Annotated in this window: 19 protein-coding genes; 7 read left to right on the top strand and 12 right to left on the bottom strand. The window is 48.3% G+C overall.

Annotated elements, in window-relative coordinates:
* Positions 1-340 precede the first annotated feature (340 nt).
* The 4 genes from MKZ32_RS07650 to surE are packed head-to-tail and all read right to left on the bottom strand — an operon-like array spanning position 341 to position 3,553.
* Positions 341-1,195: a radical SAM protein gene (locus MKZ32_RS07650; RefSeq protein ID WP_239796739.1), complete on the bottom strand. Its 855-nt coding sequence runs from the start codon at positions 1,193-1,195 to the stop codon at positions 341-343.
* Positions 1,192-2,151: a peptidoglycan DD-metalloendopeptidase family protein gene (locus tag MKZ32_RS07645; RefSeq protein ID WP_239796738.1), complete on the bottom strand. Its 960-nt coding sequence runs from the start codon at positions 2,149-2,151 to the stop codon at positions 1,192-1,194. Before MKZ32_RS07645 ends, MKZ32_RS07650 begins: the two co-directional genes overlap by 4 nt.
* Positions 2,148-2,804, bottom strand: coding sequence for a protein-L-isoaspartate(D-aspartate) O-methyltransferase (locus tag MKZ32_RS07640; RefSeq protein WP_239796737.1), 657 nt, complete (start codon positions 2,802-2,804; stop codon positions 2,148-2,150). Before MKZ32_RS07640 ends, MKZ32_RS07645 begins: the two co-directional genes overlap by 4 nt.
* Entirely contained in the window at positions 2,801-3,553 is a 753-nt protein-coding gene (surE, locus tag MKZ32_RS07635; RefSeq protein WP_239796736.1) for a 5'/3'-nucleotidase SurE, read from the bottom strand. Before surE ends, MKZ32_RS07640 begins: the two co-directional genes overlap by 4 nt.
* Before the next feature lie 375 nt (positions 3,554-3,928).
* On the opposite strand from surE, the gene MKZ32_RS07630 reads away from it, so the two are divergent.
* The 7 genes from MKZ32_RS07630 (at position 3,929) to fumC (ending at position 10,659) form a co-directional block, all read left to right on the top strand.
* Positions 3,929-4,624: a VIT1/CCC1 transporter family protein gene (locus MKZ32_RS07630; RefSeq protein ID WP_239796735.1), complete on the top strand. Its 696-nt coding sequence runs from the start codon at positions 3,929-3,931 to the stop codon at positions 4,622-4,624.
* A gap of 582 nt (positions 4,625-5,206) precedes the next feature.
* A complete protein-coding gene (locus MKZ32_RS07625; protein WP_239796734.1) occupies positions 5,207-5,365 on the top strand; it encodes a DUF3309 family protein in 159 nt (52 codons plus the stop codon).
* A 162-nt stretch (positions 5,366-5,527) separates the two neighbouring features.
* Positions 5,528-5,839, top strand: coding sequence for a BON domain-containing protein (locus tag MKZ32_RS07620; RefSeq protein ID WP_239796733.1), 312 nt, complete (start codon positions 5,528-5,530; stop codon positions 5,837-5,839).
* Positions 5,840-5,905: 66 nt separating this feature from the next.
* Entirely contained in the window at positions 5,906-6,070 is a 165-nt protein-coding gene (locus tag MKZ32_RS07615) for a DUF1328 domain-containing protein (protein WP_239796732.1), read from the top strand.
* A 538-nt stretch (positions 6,071-6,608) separates the two neighbouring features.
* Entirely contained in the window at positions 6,609-8,186 is a 1,578-nt protein-coding gene (nadB, locus tag MKZ32_RS07610) for an L-aspartate oxidase (RefSeq protein WP_239796731.1), read from the top strand.
* A gap of 292 nt (positions 8,187-8,478) precedes the next feature.
* Complete coding sequence (locus tag MKZ32_RS07605; protein WP_239796730.1) at positions 8,479-9,264, top strand: class I SAM-dependent methyltransferase; 786 nt, start codon at positions 8,479-8,481, stop codon at positions 9,262-9,264.
* Positions 9,265-9,276: 12 nt separating this feature from the next.
* Positions 9,277-10,659 carry a class II fumarate hydratase gene (gene fumC, locus MKZ32_RS07600; protein WP_239796729.1) on the top strand — a complete coding sequence of 461 codons (1,383 nt, stop codon included), beginning with the start codon at positions 9,277-9,279 and terminating at the stop codon, positions 10,657-10,659.
* Positions 10,660-10,712: 53 nt separating this feature from the next.
* On the opposite strand, the gene MKZ32_RS07595 is transcribed toward fumC, so the two are convergent.
* The 8 genes from MKZ32_RS07595 to MKZ32_RS07560 form a co-directional block, all read right to left on the bottom strand.
* Positions 10,713-11,312: a peptide deformylase gene (locus MKZ32_RS07595; protein WP_239796728.1), complete on the bottom strand. Its 600-nt coding sequence runs from the start codon at positions 11,310-11,312 to the stop codon at positions 10,713-10,715.
* Positions 11,302-12,048 carry an S-methyl-5'-thioinosine phosphorylase gene (locus MKZ32_RS07590; protein WP_239796727.1) on the bottom strand — a complete coding sequence of 249 codons (747 nt, stop codon included), beginning with the start codon at positions 12,046-12,048 and terminating at the stop codon, positions 11,302-11,304. The genes MKZ32_RS07595 and MKZ32_RS07590 overlap by 11 nt, the downstream gene beginning before the upstream one ends.
* 141 nt (positions 12,049-12,189) lie before the next feature.
* On the bottom strand, positions 12,190-12,738 hold the full coding sequence (locus MKZ32_RS07585) for a hypoxanthine-guanine phosphoribosyltransferase (RefSeq protein ID WP_239796726.1): 549 nt from the start codon (positions 12,736-12,738) through the stop codon (positions 12,190-12,192).
* Entirely contained in the window at positions 12,738-13,604 is an 867-nt protein-coding gene (gene galU / locus MKZ32_RS07580; protein WP_239796725.1) for a UTP--glucose-1-phosphate uridylyltransferase GalU, read from the bottom strand. Before galU ends, MKZ32_RS07585 begins: the two co-directional genes overlap by 1 nt.
* Before the next feature lie 52 nt (positions 13,605-13,656).
* Positions 13,657-15,708, bottom strand: a complete 2,052-nt coding sequence (ligA, locus tag MKZ32_RS07575) for an NAD-dependent DNA ligase LigA (protein WP_239796724.1) — start codon at positions 15,706-15,708, stop codon at positions 13,657-13,659.
* 27 nt (positions 15,709-15,735) lie between these two features.
* Entirely contained in the window at positions 15,736-16,812 is a 1,077-nt protein-coding gene (locus tag MKZ32_RS07570; RefSeq protein WP_239796723.1) for a cell division protein ZipA, read from the bottom strand.
* 112 nt (positions 16,813-16,924) lie between these two features.
* Positions 16,925-17,821 (bottom strand): recombination-associated protein RdgC, encoded by an 897-nt coding sequence (locus MKZ32_RS07565; protein WP_239798118.1) that lies wholly within the window; start codon positions 17,819-17,821, stop codon positions 16,925-16,927.
* A gap of 119 nt (positions 17,822-17,940) precedes the next feature.
* Positions 17,941-18,198, bottom strand: a complete 258-nt coding sequence (locus MKZ32_RS07560; protein ID WP_239796722.1) for a hypothetical protein — start codon at positions 18,196-18,198, stop codon at positions 17,941-17,943.
* Positions 18,199-18,289: the final 91 nt, after the last annotated feature.

The following is an 18,289-nucleotide window of genomic DNA, read 5'->3' as shown; positions in this document are numbered from 1 at the left end:
GACGAGCCATTCTCTAAGTGCGTGGTTAATTGCAGCGGATTTATTTTTCAAAAAATCTGAAAAGCCGTATGACTTTGATATCTGCATATCTATCTCACACCGAGTCATGCAGGATAGCCTAGTTATCGTTCGAACTATGAAGCATTAAGCGAAATTTTCAGGTAATGGTTCATTGCTCTCCGCTGGCGGAAAATGCTCCGGCACGAACATTCATTTGAATCGTCGGGAGGATCAGGGTTGGCATGGCTAGCGTTGCACCAAACCGCGCGCTTCATATACGACATGGGTACAGGTTCAGCATCGAAAAAACTTACATGCTTGATGACTGTTTTTCCCTAATTCATGTTGCCACCTTCGTTTCTACTCCTAACGCTCGAATGCGCGTAGCGAACCCTTCCAATTGTTGCTCTGACAACGCAGCCAGTTTCGGTGCTTCCGGTTGCAATGTGGGGCGTGCCAGGCTGTAAAGCAACACACCTTCAGGTTTGATATTGTCATGCAGTAATGTGGCTAGAAAATTCAGATAATCGTCCTCGTCCTGCTTGCCCGGCGGCTCGCCATCCAGCATGAACCAGCAGGTTTGCAGCCAAGTCGGGCACAGCGTGATGGCGGTGGCGAGGTTTTCGCGCACCTTAACCAGACTTGTGCGGGTGTTGTTGATTCGTTGCGTGCCCGCCTTGCTGACACGGTCAACCTTGAACCACACTTCACCATTGAGTTGTGCCATCTTGCGTAGTCCTTGCTGCACATTTTTGCGGTGCATAAGGCTGCCATTAGTGATGAGAACCAGTTTGATATATGGGGGCAGGGCCAATTCTTGGCGCAGTTTGGCGATGAGTATTATAACTTGCTCAAATTCTTTGGCGCTGGTCGGTTCACCATTGCCGGATAAGGCAATATCATTAATGCGGCGCGCCCCTTCTGGCACGCGGCGCAGCATGAAATCACCGTGCAATAACTCATGAAGAAAACCACGCAACTCCTGCTCCAGTAATGCTAGATCAACTGGCGGAGCTGTGCCGCGCTTGAGTTCCGGCACCTGGCAATATATGCAGCGCCAGTTGCAGGCATTATTGGTATTGAGATTGATGCCAACTGACACCCCGCCCGCCCGCCGCGATACTACGGGATAGACATAGCGTAAACCCGCGCTGTCGCGACTGTGGTCGGTTACATCAAGACCAGCGTTACTCAAGATTTTACGAGTGGTAGATATTTGGCCGGATCAACTGGCTTGCCAAAGCGGCGTATCTCGAAGTGCAGGCTGACCTGATCGGTGTCAGTATTGCCCATCTCTGCAATCTTCTGTCCTTTGCTTACATTCTGCCCTTCTTTTACCAGTAGCTGGTCATTGTGGGCGTAAGCGCTAAGATAAGCCTTGTTATGCTTGATGATGACCAGTTTGCCATATCCGCGCAGCCCACTGCCGCTATAGACGACCTTGCCCGCCGAACTGGCAACTATCGCCTGGCCTAACTTACCTGCAATATCGATTCCCTTGCGGCTGGCGGTTTCAGAAAATTCGCTTATTAATGTTCCCACCGTTGGTATACCCCACTCCAACGTACTGTCATTGTCATCGGTAATCCCATCAATCTTGGCCTCCAGTTTGATTTCAGGTTTAGACGGAATTTTGGTCACCATCAGAGGTTCGGATTTTTGCGGATCTTCCTGCATTTTTTCAATTTGTGCCACAGCCTGTTCGGTATATGGCAGCTTGACCACCTTAGGTTGACTCTTGACGGGAATTTCCAGAGGCTTACTTTCAACCATGGTTTTAACCACGGTCGAAGTACTGGCAGAGGGCAAACGTAACTCCTTACCCACATGAATAATGCTATGATTCTGAATGTTATTTAGTTCGGCAATTTCGCGATAATCGAGACCATAGTTGAAGGCTATGCTGTACAAAGTATCGCTTTTTTGTACCACGTAAACCTGCGGACGTCCGTCTTTATCGCGTGGCACAGCTTTCATGGCTGGCGCAACTACCGGTACAACCGGTTTTTTCAACTTGACTCCGCGTGCTATTTCGCGTTCTGCGCCATGTTCCACTACAGGCGCGTGAGATCCGCTGGAAGAACAACCTGCCACTAGCACTGCGGCAATAACGATGGACCGTAATCGAAAAGTGAATTTTGTCAGTATCATACTTTCCCCATCAATAGTGGCACGAATTTCACCGCTTCCAAGCGAGTTTCACGGTAGCCCTGCGCCCCACGCTCGATCAGGCATAAAAACTGTTCCTGCGCGCCCAATGGCAGCACCATTCTACCACCCACTGCTAACTGCTCCAGCAATGCCTGGGATATATGCGTAGCGGCTGCCGCCATAATGATGCCATCAAACGGTGCGACTGCCGGCAAACCAATGTTGCCGTCCGCATAACGCAAGATAACATTTTTTACCTTCAATTCTTTCATGTAGCCTGTCGCGCGTTCATACAAAGGTTGTACGCGTTCCACTGAATATACTTCATGTGCCACCTGAGCTAGCACCGCTGCCTGATAACCGCAACCGGTACCCACTTCCAATACGCGGTTTAGTGCCATGCCATTACGCAGGATTTCGACCATGCGCGCCACAATATAAGGTTGCGAAATGGTCTGACCAAAACCCAACGGTAACGACACATCGTCATAAGCGCGGCTGGCCAGCGCTTCGTCAATAAAAATGTGGCGCGGCACCGCATTCATTGCAGCCAGTACAACCTCATCCTCAATCCCCTGCGCACGCAACCGCTCGATCAACCGCCCGCGTGTGCGCTGCGAGGTCATGCCAATGCCACTATGGCGTCCGCTCATGCGGCGTCACCTGCCAGCCATGTTCCCACCGCATCGAGCTGGCTATATTGTGTCAGATCCATCTGTAATGGCGTAATTGATACACGGCGCTGAGCAATGGCATAAAAATCCGTGCCCGCACCCGCATCCTGAGCCTTGCCAGCCGCACCGACCCAATACACAGTCTCCCCGTGCGGATTGGTACCCTTTACCACTGGCTCAGCCTTATGGCGCTTGCCCAAGCGGGTCACTTCGCGGCCTTGCAATTGTTCGTAGGGAATGTCTGGCACATTCACGTTGAGTAACCATGGGAGAGAATGAGTGCGTTTTTCAAATTGCTGCACCAAGTCAGCCACCACACGTGCCGCAGTATCGTAATGCGCCAACGTCCTGCTCGCGAGCGATACGGCAATGGCCGGGATGCCCAGCAAAAAGCCTTCCGTGGCGGCTGCCACCGTGCCTGAATAAATTGTATCGTCACCCATGTTGGCACCCGCATTAATACCGGAGATAACCATATCCGGTTGAGTCTCCAGCATGCCGGTAACTGCCAAATGCACGCAGTCGGTCGGCGTCCCATTCACGTAATAAAAACCGTTGGCTGCACGACGTAAATTGAGCGGGCGATCCAGCGTCAGTGAGTTGCTTGCACCGCTGCGGTCGCGCTCTGGCGCTACCACTATTATTTCGGCAATAGTAGATAACGTTTCCGCAAGACAAGCCAGCCCAGGTGAAAAATAACCATCATCGTTGCTAAGCATAAGCATCATATTGCTACTATCCTTTTGTTCTGTATGGGCTTAGCACCCGTGAATACGCTTTTTAATAAACGTTTTTTTTTGAGTAAAGTGCACGTTAAAGTATTAGAACCGAAAACAGTATAATTGTTATTATCGCCTGAATTGACTCAGGTATAAATCATCATTCCCTGCATCGCATCGTTATTTCTCGATACTACTGCCGTTGCGATAATATGGGCATCCATCAGGACCATGCAGTACTCGGGGTGATGCCTTTTCATATAATATTTGATCCATCTTTAAAATCGTGAATTTTGCTGAAAAAATAATTACGACGGCAATAAAATTGCCGCCTCTCACAAATTTTTTAATTAACACGCATCATTTCACGGAAACATTAAAAAAATGCGCTCACGCCATATGGAAAGACACCTCACTGGACAAATCGGTTGGCTTCGTCCCGCAGTATTGGGGGCGAACGACGGTATCGTTTCCACGGCCAGCTTGATACTGGGTGTTGCAGCTGCACATGCAACCCACGACAGCATATTGCTCGCGGGAGTTGCCGGTCTTGTCGCAGGAGCCATGTCAATGGCTGCAGGTGAGTACGTGTCCGTCCACTCACAGGCAGATTCCGAACAAGCTGACATTGAGCGTGAAAGAAAAGAACTTGAGACAGATGATCTTGGCGAGCGCAAAGAACTGGTTGCAATCTATATCGGCCGTGGCCTTGATCCTGCGCTTGCGAAGCAGGTAGCCGATCAACTCATGGCACATGATGCGCTTGGCGCACACACTCGCGACGAACTTGGGATATCTGAAACGCTTAATGCGCGTCCTCTTCAGGCTACCTTTGCTTCAGCAGTCAGCTTCGCTGTTGGAGCAGCCATGCCTCTCTTAGTCACAGCATTGGCCCCGAACGCAAGCTTGATTCCCCTCATCTCAGTTACTTCACTTGTGTTCCTTGCACTTCTGGGTGGTGTGGCTGCGTGGGCCGGTGGAGCGCGAGTGGCTATAGGTGCAATACGCGTCACATTTTGGGGTGCTCTAGCCATGGGATTGACCGCCGGCGTTGGCGCGCTCTTTGGAACAATTGCATGAGCTTAGATCGTTTGGAAGCACGAGCCGCATACGCTAGACGAAGACAATAAGTTGATATAGTGGCTGATTCTGCGATATCGCACAGCCAGATGTTTGACTAGCCGCATGAATCATGCGATTAATGCTAATGGGAAATAACGACTAATTGTATGCCCATTACGTACTCCTCTCCAAATTCCACGAATAGAAGCTAGCTACTGATGTGTTTGAAAGCCAGATTCATAAAAGGGGCGAGCGGACATGTGTCTGGTGCTTGCAATGGGCTATATTGTGCGCACCATTAGGTATGGCATCTGCGAAAGCATGAGATAACGAGATCCTTCCAGGATAAGTGCCTTTGTCTACGACGAGTAGAAATCGTGTTCTGTGTGCGGTGGAGCACAGACGATCGCTTTCGTTTAAATCATACTTTTTATCAAGGGCATGGCGATGACTGCGGAAATCAACAGATGGTTGTTGGCTTGTCTCGACGGAGACGCAGCTGGAAGGCTGCTTTCTAGGTGTCGATAAAAACGACATTGTGGGGCTGTGATAGATTTTACATGCGTTACGCTATCATGATTATTATTAGGAGATTATGAAATGACATTCGGAACAATTTTATTAATCATTGTGATCCTGCTACTGATCGGCGCGATCCCAAGTTGGCCTCACAGCCAAGGTTGGGGTTATGGACCTAGCGGTGGTCTTGGATTGGTGTTGCTGATCCTGATCATTCTGTTGCTGATGGGCAAAATATAGCGAGTTGCTCTAAATTTATTTTTAGTCCGCTATTCGATGGACAATGAAATCGAAATTTCTATTTTCAACGCAACGAAGATTGCGAACACGGGCCTCTTGATTCTGTTCTGGTTCCAGTATCGAGAGGCAATTTAGTATCATCATTCACTTAAAAGGCTTCCCATGACACAATTTAAACGTTTTTCCACTTTTTTTCTGACTGCTTTGTTGGTGTTTTTTGTGGGCTGCGCAGCTACATCAAAACAAGAAGGGACAGGAGAATATATTGACGATAGCGTCCTGACCACCAAGGTCAAGGCGGCAGTTTTCAATGAGCCCTCCCTGAAATCCACTGAAATCAACGTTGAAACCTTCAAGGGCGTAGTACAACTGAGTGGTTTCGTGAATTCCCAAGCTGATATCAACAAGGCGGCCGATGTTGCACGCGACGTCAAAGGTGTGAAATCGGTAAAAAATGATATGCGGGTCAAATAAGGATAAAGGTCGGTCTTCAAACGTGGCAATATCCGGTCGACCGACCAACAAAGAAAGGAAAATATCATGCTGCACTATACTGTTGTGTTTTTAGTTATAGCACTGGTCGCTGCTCTACTCGGCTTTACTGGTATTGCAGCCGGTGCGAGTGAGATTGCCAAGATTCTGTTCTTCATCTTTCTTATCTTGTTTGTCATCTCACTTATAATGGGACTGATGCGCCGCAAATGATCTTGTTTGGTACCGCCAGCAACCTATCTGGCTTACACTAACTAAGCAACCTCGCCGCAAGCATCTGAGCATTAATCTGCGCTCTTACGATGGCTGGCTATCAGTCAGCCTTTGCTCAAGAGTTGGGAATACAAGCCGGAAATTCACAAATCTATAAAAATCAATTTAAATTTAATTGAAATTGTGAAGTGGTACAATCACGCCTTATTAAACAATAAGTTTAATATCATTCCACGAGTCGCTTCAAGCCCCTCAAATATGACATAAACTACCTATCCCTGCCTTCGATGAGAGACTGGCTAATAAACATCACTTATCACAATTTATTATTAAGATTATCGAGTAGCCAGACTCGAAGCGCATGGAACGTGCTTAAGGTATAGCAGTGGTCATTTTTGAACGAGCAAGATTTGTTATAGTTAAAATTTAACAAAAACATGAATTTATGTATTTTAGTCTGCGTAATTAAGATAATTTCCTTAAAATCATTCGTGCCAATCGTAAGCTTGGTTGAAGATAAATGAAGTACTAAACTAGTATGCTGCAATTTGATATTTTAATTATAGGCAGCGGACTGGCCGGACTTTCATTGGCATTGAAACTGGCCGATAAGCGAAAAATTGCCATCATCACCAAGAAATCTTTATTGGAAGGTGCAAGTGTTTGGGCACAGGGCGGAATCGCAGCCGTGTTGTCGCAAGAAGATTCTCTAGCCGAGCACATACAAGATACTTTGACTGCTGGTGCTGGTCTCTGTGACCCAGCTACAGCGCGCTATGTTATCGAACACGCCAAGCCGGCAATCGACTGGCTAATTGGGCAAGGTGTGCCGTTCACACGTGATGCCAATACTGATACCGGCTATCACCTGACACGCGAAGGCGGTCACAGTCATCGACGTATCATCCACGCCGCCGATGCCACTGGCCATGCCGTACAGGAAACTCTCGCCTCAAAAGTTCTGGCACATCCCAATATCACGCTGTTGGAACATTACATTGCCATCGATCTGATTACTGGCAATAAACTTGGCCACACACATAATCATTGCTATGGCGCTTACGCACTCAACAGCCTGAGCGACGAAGTCAGCACCATCGCTGCTCATGACACAATTCTGGCCACCGGCGGTGCTGGCAAGGTATATCTTTACACCACCAATCCAGACACTGCCACTGGCGACGGCATTGCCATGGGTTGGCGTGCCGGTTGCCGGGTGGCTAACATGGAATTCATTCAATTTCATCCGACCTGCTTATATCATCCGCACGCCAAGTCTTTCCTAATTTCTGAGGCGGTTCGTGGCGAGGGTGGCATCCTGAAACTGCCCGACGGCACACGATTCATGCCTGCTCATGATGAGCGTGCCGAACTCGCGCCGCGCGACATCGTCGCGCGTGCCATCGATTTCGAAATGAAAAAGCGTGGTTTAGATTGCGTATATCTTGATATCTCACATAAATCGGTAGAGTTTCTGCAAGCGCATTTTCCTACCATCTACGCGCGCTGCCTGTCACTGGGTATTGATATCGCGCGCCAGCCCATACCAGTGGTGCCGGCAGCGCACTATACCTGCGGTGGCATCGTTACTGATCTGCATGGACGCACCGATGTCGCCAATCTTTATGCTGTGGGCGAAACCGCTCACACCGGCCTGCACGGGGCCAATCGCCTGGCGAGCAATTCACTGCTGGAATGTATGGTATTTGCCGAGGCTGCTGCGCGTGACATACTGGCCACGCCGCAAAGTCAGTTAATTCCACTGCCGCAGTGGGATGAGAGCCGCGTGACCGATGCCGATGAAGAAATTATTATCTCGCACAACTGGGCAGAATTACGCCAATTCATGTGGGACTATGTCGGAATTGTGCGCACCACTAAAAGATTGCAACGCGCACAGCATCGCATCCGATTATTGCATGAGGAAATAAACGAATATTACGCCAATTTTCATGTTACAGCTGATTTGCTCGAATTACGTAATTTGGTGTTAACGGCCGATCTTATCGTACAAAGCGCATTGTCTCGGCACGAAAGCCGTGGATTACATTACAGCAAAGACTACCCCGATATGCTGCCACTGGCCGTATCGACCGTGCTCACTCCATCTGCATAAGGAAATCTCTAGAAGCATTACTTCTTCCGTAATCAATCAGATGTGAAGTTTACTTGGTTTGAACTTCATCAGCAGTGACAATAGTCAAATTTAACAATGCGCAAGTTAGCGCATTGTTTGGCAATTATTTTTTGAATTGTTTAGAATACTGCCCTCACTTTACATAAGTAAAGCCAATAGATGGTGTAGGACAAGTTGGTACGTATTGCACGAAATAAATTTTTTGCGCAATGCAACATAAATTATTAAGCAGGCAATAGTACTTAAAGTACTTAGTCTATAAGGAGATAGCGTGGAAAAGATTGAAAAGGATGTTGCGAAAGACTATTGGGAAAATCAGGCTAAAACCCATAAAGGCTCACATCTAGCATCTTGGAGCGATAACTTTATGATTGAACTTGAAATCGATGCTATAGGAGAACATATTTCAAGTGGGGATCATGTTCTTGATGTAGGTTGTGCTAATGGATATTCCGCGTTCCAACAATTGGAACGGCACAAAGATGTTGGTTCGATTACAGGCGTTGATTTTGCTGAGAACATGATTAAACAGGCCAATAGCCTGAAAAAAGCTCAGTGGGTAGGAGATATCGTAAAATTTGAAGTAGGTGACATTAATTCCTTACAATTTTCAGATGATACTTTTGATGTAGCTTATGCCACACGAGTGGTTACGCTTATGGCTACTTGGGAAGAGCAACAAATTGCTATCAATGAATGTATACGGGTCGTGAAACCAGGCGGCAAGGTGATTTTTTCCGAGCCTTTTTTAGAGCCATTTACATTGCTTAATGCATTGAGGCAACTTAAGGATATGCCCCCATTGATCGAGCATGATTCAAATCGATTCTTTAAAAAAGCTGTATTAGAAGAATTTCTCACTCAAAAGGGTTTGACGTTTGAGATTAATGAATTTTCATCAATTTATTACCTGGGATCAAGATTTTTAAGAGAGTTGGTAACAGACCCGGCGGCATACCCAGGCTTCAACCCAATTAATCGCATTTTTTATGATATAGAAAAAGACTTTTCTGGCGGCGGCTTTGGCATTCAGCAGGCTTATATTATTACCAAATAGAAGCCGTATTGCATGACTCAAACTAGAATTGAGCACGACACATTCGGCCCCATAGAGGTTGCAGCAGACCGCCTTTGGGGCGCGCAAACACAACGTTCGCTTGAACATTTCCACATTTCCTCTGAGCGCATGCCTAAGGAACTCATCCTTGCACTTGCTTTGGTCAAGCGCGCTTGCGCGCTGGTCAATCGCGATTTAAATCTGTTAAGCGCTACCAAGGCGGATGCTATTGTGCAGGCGGCGGATGAAATACTGGCCGGTCAGCATACGCAAGAGTTTCCACTTTCTGTTTGGCAGACGGGTTCGGGTACCCAGACCAATATGAACCTGAACGAGGTGCTCGCGAACCGTGCTTCTGAACTGCTCGGTGGAAAATGGGGCAAAGACCGGTTGGTACATCCCAATGATGACGTGAATCTCGGTCAATCATCTAATGACATTTTCCCCACTGCAATGCACGTGGCTGCCAGCCTCAGCATTACTCAAGCCCTGCTTCCTGCGCTAAGCAAACTACGCTCGACATTGGAGGAGAAATCCCGTAACTTTAACGACATCGTCAAGATTGGACGCACGCACTTACAAGATGCGACTCCGCTAACGCTTGGACAGGAATTTTCTGCTTATGTGGCGCAGATGGATAATGCAGAATCCATGATTAAAGCTACCCTGCCCTCGCTTTGCGAACTTGCGGTCGGGGGTACTGCAGTGGGTACCGGGCTTAACACACACGTCGAATTCGGTGAGCGCGTTGCTGCGGAGTTGGCCCTTAGCACCCGATTGCCGTTCAAAAGTGCTGCCAACAAATTTGCCGCTCTGGCCGCACATGACGCACTAGTAGCTGCACATGGCATGCTCAAAACACTCGCTGCCGCCCTCATGAAAGTTGCCAACGATATCCGCTGGATGGCTTCTGGACCACGCTCGGGTCTTGGAGAAATCAGTATTCCTGAGAACGAACCGGGCAGCTCGATCATGCCTGGCAAGGTTAATCCCACACAGTGCGAAGCACTCACCATGCTGTGTTGCCAAGTCTTTGGCAATGACGTTGCAATCAATATAGGTGGCGCTTCGGGGAATTTCGAACTCAATGTTTTCAAGCCGCTCATCGCTCACAATTTCCAACAAAGCGTGCGTCTCCTTGCTGACGGAATGGCAAGCTTCGAGGAACACTGCGTTTACGGGATCCAGGCCAACCACGAGCGTATTGCGGAATTGCTGGAACGTTCGCTAATGCTGGTAACCGCCTTGACCCCGCATATCGGCTACGATCGGGCCGCCGAAATCGCCAAGCAAGCACACCGGGATGGCGACACGCTAAAACAGACGGCATTAGTGCTAGGCTATGTTACGGAAGAAGAATTCGACTGCTGGGTGCAGCCAGCGAAGATGACGTAATCTATCTAAAATAGCTTAAAGCCTATTGTTCAATTTCACATTTCCCACTTTCCCTACTCGTCTACCAGATGCTGATCAGGATACAGCACATCGGTAAAGCCAAACTGGCTTAGGTCGCGGATACGCATGGGATACAGAATTCCGTCCAGATGATCGCACTCATGCTGTACCACGCGAGCATGAAAATCGTTTACCGCACGGTCTATTAATACGCCATATTCATCCCGTCCGTGGTAATGGATGGATTGAAAACGCGGTACCAGTCCACGCAATCCCGGTACGCTCAAGCAGCCTTCCCATCCCTCCATCTTATCCGGATTCAATGTTGATCCCACATGCGAATCTACTGTACTTAATGAATTACCTGAGGGATTACCTGATTTTGTTAGCGGAGTGATAATGGGGTTGATCAATACCGTTTCTGGCACTATTTCGGCATCGGGATAGCGTGGGTTGAACTGCACACCGAAGATCACGACACGTAAATTCACACCTATCTGCGGTGCTGCCAGCCCCGCGCCGTTCAGCGCTTGCATGGTGTCGCGCATGTCGACCAGCAAGGCGTGCAGCTCTGGCGTATCGAAAACAACGACTTCCTCCGCGCAACGCAACAGGCGCGCATCGCCCATACGCAATACTTCCCTAATCGACATCAGAATCCACCACACATTCGAGGATGCTGCGCACACGCGCCATGGCAGGTTGTGCCACTGCACTGATGGTTTCCAAATGCACGCCATTGCGACTGCTACCGCGACCGGCAGCATGATTCACTACCACCGCGATCGCGGCGTAATTTAAACCGAGCTCTTTGGCCAAGCCAGCTTCAGGCATACCAGTCATACCCACCATATCAGCTCCGTCGCGCTCCAAGCGATTGATTTCCGCTGCCGTATCCAGACGCGGCCCCTGCGTAGCGGCATATACTCCGCCATCCAGACAAGGAATGTCGGCACATCTGCCAGCATCCAGAATTTGTTGACGTAGTTCCTGACTATAAGGCTGGGTAAAATCAATATGCGTTACCGAGCAATCGCGCCCATCAAAGTAGGTGAACTCGCGCCCATAGGTGTAATCAATAATCTGATCTGGCAACACAATAACACCGGGCAACAGGTCAGCACGGATACCCCCAACTGCCGCGACAGAAATGATGCGTTGCGCTCCTTGTTCTTTTAACGCCCAGAGATTGGCACGATAATTTACCTCATGCGGCGGGATCGTATGGCCGTAGCCATGACGAGCAATAAACATTACCTCATGCTGGCGCAAGCGGCCAAACGTAATTGCTCCGGAAGGCTCACCATAGGGTGTACGCATTACCTGTCGATGTGATATTTCCAGGTTGGTCAGTTGCGTCAGCCCCGTGCCACCAATAATCGCTAACATTTGTTATTACCTTTTGGAAAATCTAGGACTCACTAATTCCCGAATTACCTGCATTTAATTCAGGTAGTATAAATAATAATTATTATATTTAATCAATACATAATATTATAAATAGAATGTATTACTTTAATATAAATGGACCTATTTCCCCCTTGTTGCGTAAACCGCAGGGAGATTACGCCACGCGCCATGTATGTCCATGCCGAAGCCGAATACAAAGCGGTCAGGCAATTCTACCCCGACAAAATCGGCACGTATCGGTTTAGCCTTTCCGATCCGTTTGTCAGCAAATACCGCACTGTAAAACTTGGCGGCACCCAAATTCAGCACACGCTGTTTGACCGCGGCTAATGTTTCGCCCGCGTCAAGAATGTCATCCACTACTAATACCACGCGGCCGGTTACATTTTCGCGCGGTTCGACTTTCCAGTGTAAGGTGCCGCCCTGCTGGTTACTGCCATAGCGCGATACATGCACATAATCAAAATCGAGCGGAAAAGTAAGCAGCGGCAGTAACTGCCCGGTAAACACCACCGCACCGCCCATCACGGATAGCAATAGTGGATGCATGTCAGCCAATACAGTATTTATTTCCTGTGCGACATTCATTACTGCCGCCTGCACTTCTTCAGCTGAAATAATTAACTCGGCTTGATTCAGGATATCGCTCGCCTGCTGATTTGAGAGCATTACTTGATCGTTGCCAGATAAGCAGCAAATTCTTCACCCAGCTCTGGATGCTTAAGGCCGAATGCCACCGTTGCCTTGAGATAGCCAAGCTTGGAGCCGCAATCGTAACGAATACCGTTAAACCGGTATGCCAGCACTTTTTCTTCCTTAATCAGCGCTGAAATACCATCGGTCAGCTGAATTTCGCCGCCCGCACCCGCCTGCAACTGCGCCAGGTGATGAAAAATACGCGGCGTCAACACATAGCGCCCCACTACCGCCAGTGTGGAAGGCGCATCTGACGGGCTGGGCTTTTCAACGATGGCATGTACCTGCTCCACATTCTGTTCCACATTGCTACTGCTGACTATTCCATACTGCCCTGTCTGTGAAGGTGGCACGTCCTCCACGCCGAGCACGGAACATTGATAGCGCTGGTATACGTCCGTCATCTGTTTAATGACTGATATTTCCCCAGCGATCAAGTCATCGGCCAAAATCACCGCAAACGGTTCATTGTGTACCACCGGCTGCGCACACAGGACTGCATGACCGAGCCCAAGCGTTTCTGACTGGCGGATGTAGATGCAATTCACATGCTTGGGAATCACTTCCTGAACTGCGCGTAACAGCTCGCTCTTGCCGCGCGCGAAAAGTTCAGCTTCAATCTCATAAGCCGTGTCGAAATGGTCCTCAATAGCGCGTTTGTTGCGACCAGTAATGAACACCATGTCAGTAATACCCGCTGCTACAGCCTCTTCCACCGCATATTGGATTAACGGTTTGTCGACTACCGGCATCATTTCCTTGGGACTGGCCTTGGTGGCAGGCAGAAAACGGCTGCCCAATCCAGCTACCGGAAATACAGCTTTAGTAATTTTAGTCATAATATTTCCCCATAACTTTCCGGTTAAAGATTTTCAAACAAACAATTACGATTTAGCCAGAGGCTGATGAGATTTCGTTGGTGCTTAATAGTTGCAAAAATTGTTGTTCATCCAGTACAGCAATATTTAATTGCTGTGCTTTGCCGAGCTTGGTACCCGCCTCAGCGCCAGCCACCACATAATCAGTTTTCTGCGACACGCTACCCGTCACGCGCGCGCCGAGCGTTTCCAGTCTCAATTTTGCCTCGTCGCGACTCATGCTGGCAAGCGTACCGGTTAAAACAAAAATTTTAGCGTTCAAAGGTAATACCTGTACTGCCTTTTCGGCCTGCTCCGGCCACTGCACGCCCGCAGCGCGTAATTGGGTGATCACCTCAATATTATGCGGCTCAGCAAAAAACGTTGAAATACTTTGCGCAACGATAGGCCCGATATCCGGTACAAGTTGCAGGCGTGTTTCGTCGGCCGTCATGAAATTATCCAGCGTAGCAAAATGACGCGCCAGTTCTTTCGCAGTCGCCTCGCCCACATTACGGATACCAAGCGCGTAGATGAAACGAGCGAGTGTGGTTTGCTTACTGTGTTCTATTGCATCCAGCAAATTTTGGGCGGACTTCTCACCCATACGCTCCAGTTGGGCCAGTGTCTGCAAATTCAGTTTATATAGATTATATAAATCGGCAGGCGTAAGCACCAGTTGCTGCTCCACCAGTTGGTCAACCAGCTTCTCGCCAAGTCCCTCGATATCCAGTGCACGACGGCTGGCGAAATGCAGCAGTGCCTGTTTACGTTGTGCCGGACAAAACAGCCCGCCACTGCAGCGCCATATTGCCTCGTCCGGCTGTTTGGTAACGTGTGCGCCGCATACTGGACAGGTCCGCGGCATGTTGAATTCACGCGCATTCGCAGGACGCCGTTCAAGAAGGATACGTGCTACTTCTGGAATGACGTCGCCAGCACGTCGGACGCTTACCGTATCGCCGATGCGGATATCCTTGCGACGCAATTCTTCTTCATTGTGCAGCGTGGCATTGGTTACCGTTACCCCACCGACAAATACTGGTGCCAGGCGCGCTACTGGAGTCAATGCGCCAGTGCGGCCCACTTGCACCTCAATGTCCAGGACGGTGGTCAATGCCTCCTCTGCCGGAAATTTGTGCGCAAGAGCAAAGCGCGGTGCACGCGACACATAACCCAATTTGATTTGTTGGGAGATGTTGTTGACTTTATATACTACGCCGTCAATTTCGTAGGGCAGCTTGCGGCGCAGTTCACCAATTTCGCGATAATAGGCAAGTAACCCTTCAAGCCCGTGCACTACACGGCGTTCCTGGGGCACCGGCACTGACAACTTTTGCAAATATTCCAACTGCTCGGCATGCGTCTCAGGCAACATAAATCCTTCGACCGCGCCTGCTCCATAGGCTAAAAAACTCAGGTGACGACTGGATGTAATCCGCGAATTAAGCTGGCGCAACGAACCTGCCGCGGCATTGCGTGGATTAGCGAACAGTCTGTCGCCCCTATCTGCTTGCTGGCGATTCAGCGCGATAAAATCAACCTTGAACATTAACACCTCGCCGCGTATCTCTATAAACGGAATGGGTTTGGTTAATCGCCCTGAATCCAATCGCAATGGAAGATTCCTTACGGTGCGTAGGTTGTGCGTCACATCTTCGCCAACCTCGCCATCGCCGCGCGTAGCGCCTTGCACAAATATTCCATCACGATAGGTGAGCGTAACGGCCAGGCCATCAAATTTAGGTTCTACTGAATATTCTACTTCGGCCACGCCCAATGTCTCGCGGGTACGAACATCAAATGCCCGTACCTCGTCTTCATTGAAGGCATTGTTAAGCGAAAGCATTGGGGAGCGATGTACTACTTTGGCAAAGGAGAGTAGCGGCACAGCACCAACTCGCTGGGTAGGCGAGTCCGGCGTAGCGAGTGAGGGATATTGGATCTCGAGAATTTGCAGTTCACGGAACATTGCATCAAATTCCGCGTCGGTAACCAGTGGAGCGTCCAACGTATGATATTGATAATTGTGTCGCTCAATTTCCCCACGCAAATGCGCGATACGCTGCGGCACTGATTCACTCATCAATGGAACCTAATCTGAAAGAAAAATCTAGGAAAACAGCCTGCGCGCTTGGGCGCTGCCAGCAATAATGTGGTTGGCTCGCATTTCAGCCTCAACAGCAGCAATGCGCTCACGGATTAGCGTAATGCTATCTTCGCTTAATGCCACATGGTTCGCATCCACTATGGTTGCACGCAGTTCGCTAGCCAGTTGTCGTGCCAAAATCACCATTTGGTCAAAACCTAAAGAAGGCTGCTCCACACGCGGCACGTCCAGCAATAAAGTCAGGCCATCTACATGCAATTGGCCCAAAGTATGGTGTTGAAATGGTGTGTTGTCTTCATTGCACAGGCTGAACAGAGTATGTCCGTGCGTATCAACTAAATGGAAAGCACCGTCTGCTTGCAAACGTAAATCGTACTGCTCAGCCACGCGCGCGATATCGTTGCCAGACAGTATGTGTTTATCGCTAGGCAAAATATTAAGGCCGATCATTTGATCTACGCCAGCGCAGAATGTATCCAACTCTACCGCGTGCGCGGCAGTTTTTGCAACATCCGGCAGTACCACACTGGTATGCAATTGTGCTGCAATCATTCGTGCGAGCTCGCGAAAATCCATCAATCTAGCTTCACTCACTGCGCCGGAACGATTAACCAGTTGTAATGCCAATTTAAATGAAGTGTAGGCCAATGGACTATCGGCAATCACTTTCTCCCATTCGCCGCTCGCCGCACTTAAGCCACACACATGGACGTTTTTACCAAAATCAAAGCGTTGCTGCCATAACAATTTTAGCGCATCTGCACCCACCGGGCTTTTAGGCGAAATCATTGCAATGTAATCGGTCTTCTCATCCAACAATACACACACTGCATCTATCGTGTAGCCGGGCTGCGATTCTTTGGGCAATATATCAATGGGTACGGCCTGTTCCATCTTCTCGACCAGCAATTCATCTGTCGGGATTACTTCAGCTGGACGATACAATATATCTTCATGCCTATGCTTGAACGCCGCACCGAACTTGTGTCGATACTGGCGTTGCTGCCACCAATTATAAATATATATTATCAGCACCACGGCGACGCCGATGCCGAGCAAGCTAATTTGTAGTTCACTCATAATGGAAATAATGCGGTAGATTAATTTTCTGCATACTCGGCAAATCACACCGTTACTGTTGAATTATCGCAAGAGAGCTTGGAAATGGCAAAGGTCAATGAATTCTGCTGATTTAGTGTAAATCATATTCCCCGCCAAGTGTATCCATGAGATCAGCCAACAAATGCGGTAACTCACCAGTCATAATGGCAAAATCGGTGTCAAATACATCATCTGCTTCACTGGTATCAATTTGATCTTTAATAAAATCAAGTGGAACAATGCGTTTAAGTTGCATGTTTTCATTTAAAGTAAATGAAATTTTGTCTCTCCATGTCATGGCTAGCCGTGTTGCTTTTTTGCCTTCTTTAACATGCCTGATAATTTCTGCTGAATCAAGAGCGTGGCGTACATAACGCACTGTCGCTTTTTCATCACCCATGCCGCATAGTTCGCAGTCGCGGTCGATGGTAAATGAAGCTGGAACATCATCTCCAGCAAGCCATTCTGTCATGGCTGAAGTGGGTGATTTTTTGGTTTTAACCAGTGCAATTGAACATCCCTCAATTGATTTATGCAACAACTCGATCAACTCATCAGCCTTTGCGGCATTGGAAGTATCGATGACAAACCAGCCGCCCACTGGATCAATCCATGCACAGGTCTTGCGCCGGAGTGCGAATGCCCGTGGCAGAAGTTCATCGGTGACGAGTTCCTTAAGCTCCTTCATTTGCTTGCGGCCCGGCTTGTATCCTTGCTGGTCTTCAATTTCAGCAGCACGCAATTTCGCAAATTGATTGATAACAGAAATGGGGAGCAATTTTTTCTCCACACCCAGAGCGATTAGCATTTGCTGCCCCAGAATATGCACTAAAGGCTCATCTTCGGCTTTGGGAGAAACCCAGCCACGACTTTGCATTTCCATGCTGAGACAGTTATGTAGAGTATGTTTTGAAAGTGCTGTTTCAAGCTCAGCAGGTGAGACATTCCAGTTGGTAATGCGATATATCTGAAGGTTTTTGAACCACATATTTTGCACTCAAATTTTTAATTATACTAAATAAATACCACCCAAATTTAAGCGCCATGATGATTTTATGAGCTCTCAATAAAGTAGATCTTTTGGATGGATAGGTGCAATTTTTGACATTACTTTTGCTTATGCTTTACTAGACGGATCGTTTTATCCAATTGCAAACGCGTTTGTTTGTTGATTCTTTCGGATTTTATGGTCAATGCTTTTTGCACCATTGTGCAAAAAGCGATCAAATCCTGCTGGGGATAATTATCCTGCACGCCATTGTCCTGGAAAAATTCGGCAATCCAATGTGCATCCAATTCAGCTTTCCCAGTTTCCTGCAAATACTCCGTTGCAGCCATCTCGACATATTCACTCAATTTTCGCATTTCCCCTCCTAATATATTGTATACGCGTATAAAAAAATTTAACGAAAATGAATATAACCAAAATATTCCAGCCGATACCTGTCAGTAATCA

Source organism: Candidatus Nitrotoga arctica (genome assembly GCF_918378365.1).
Lineage (GTDB): Bacteria > Pseudomonadota > Gammaproteobacteria > Burkholderiales > Gallionellaceae > Nitrotoga > Nitrotoga arctica.
The sequence above is the reverse complement of the archived record's forward strand: the minus strand, read 5'-3'. Positions and strand labels throughout refer to the sequence as shown.

What these genes read in the sequence shown, in the direction of transcription:
- MKZ32_RS07645 (WP_239796738.1), bottom strand. Translation starts at nt 2,151, where the DNA reads ATGATACTGACAAAATTCACTTTTCGATTACGGTCCATCGTTATTGCC.
- MKZ32_RS07640 (WP_239796737.1), bottom strand. Translation starts at nt 2,804, where the DNA reads ATGAGCGGACGCCATAGTGGCATTGGCATGACCTCGCAGCGCACACGC.
- surE (WP_239796736.1), bottom strand. Translation starts at nt 3,553, where the DNA reads ATGATGCTTATGCTTAGCAACGATGATGGTTATTTTTCACCTGGGCTG.
- MKZ32_RS07630 (WP_239796735.1), top strand. Translation starts at nt 3,929, where the DNA reads ATGCGCTCACGCCATATGGAAAGACACCTCACTGGACAAATCGGTTGG.
- MKZ32_RS07625 (WP_239796734.1), top strand. Translation starts at nt 5,207, where the DNA reads ATGACATTCGGAACAATTTTATTAATCATTGTGATCCTGCTACTGATC.
- MKZ32_RS07620 (WP_239796733.1), top strand. Translation starts at nt 5,528, where the DNA reads ATGACACAATTTAAACGTTTTTCCACTTTTTTTCTGACTGCTTTGTTG.
- MKZ32_RS07615 (WP_239796732.1), top strand. Translation starts at nt 5,906, where the DNA reads ATGCTGCACTATACTGTTGTGTTTTTAGTTATAGCACTGGTCGCTGCT.
- nadB (WP_239796731.1), top strand. Translation starts at nt 6,609, where the DNA reads ATGCTGCAATTTGATATTTTAATTATAGGCAGCGGACTGGCCGGACTT.
- fumC (WP_239796729.1), top strand. Translation starts at nt 9,277, where the DNA reads ATGACTCAAACTAGAATTGAGCACGACACATTCGGCCCCATAGAGGTT.
- MKZ32_RS07595 (WP_239796728.1), bottom strand. Translation starts at nt 11,312, where the DNA reads ATGTCGATTAGGGAAGTATTGCGTATGGGCGATGCGCGCCTGTTGCGT.
- MKZ32_RS07590 (WP_239796727.1), bottom strand. Translation starts at nt 12,048, where the DNA reads ATGTTAGCGATTATTGGTGGCACGGGGCTGACGCAACTGACCAACCTG.
- MKZ32_RS07585 (WP_239796726.1), bottom strand. Translation starts at nt 12,738, where the DNA reads ATGCTCTCAAATCAGCAGGCGAGCGATATCCTGAATCAAGCCGAGTTA.
- galU (WP_239796725.1), bottom strand. Translation starts at nt 13,604, where the DNA reads ATGACTAAAATTACTAAAGCTGTATTTCCGGTAGCTGGATTGGGCAGC.
- ligA (WP_239796724.1), bottom strand. Translation starts at nt 15,708, where the DNA reads ATGAGTGAATCAGTGCCGCAGCGTATCGCGCATTTGCGTGGGGAAATT.
- MKZ32_RS07570 (WP_239796723.1), bottom strand. Translation starts at nt 16,812, where the DNA reads ATGAGTGAACTACAAATTAGCTTGCTCGGCATCGGCGTCGCCGTGGTG.
- MKZ32_RS07565 (WP_239798118.1), bottom strand. Translation starts at nt 17,821, where the DNA reads ATGTGGTTCAAAAACCTTCAGATATATCGCATTACCAACTGGAATGTC.
- MKZ32_RS07560 (WP_239796722.1), bottom strand. Translation starts at nt 18,198, where the DNA reads ATGCGAAAATTGAGTGAATATGTCGAGATGGCTGCAACGGAGTATTTG.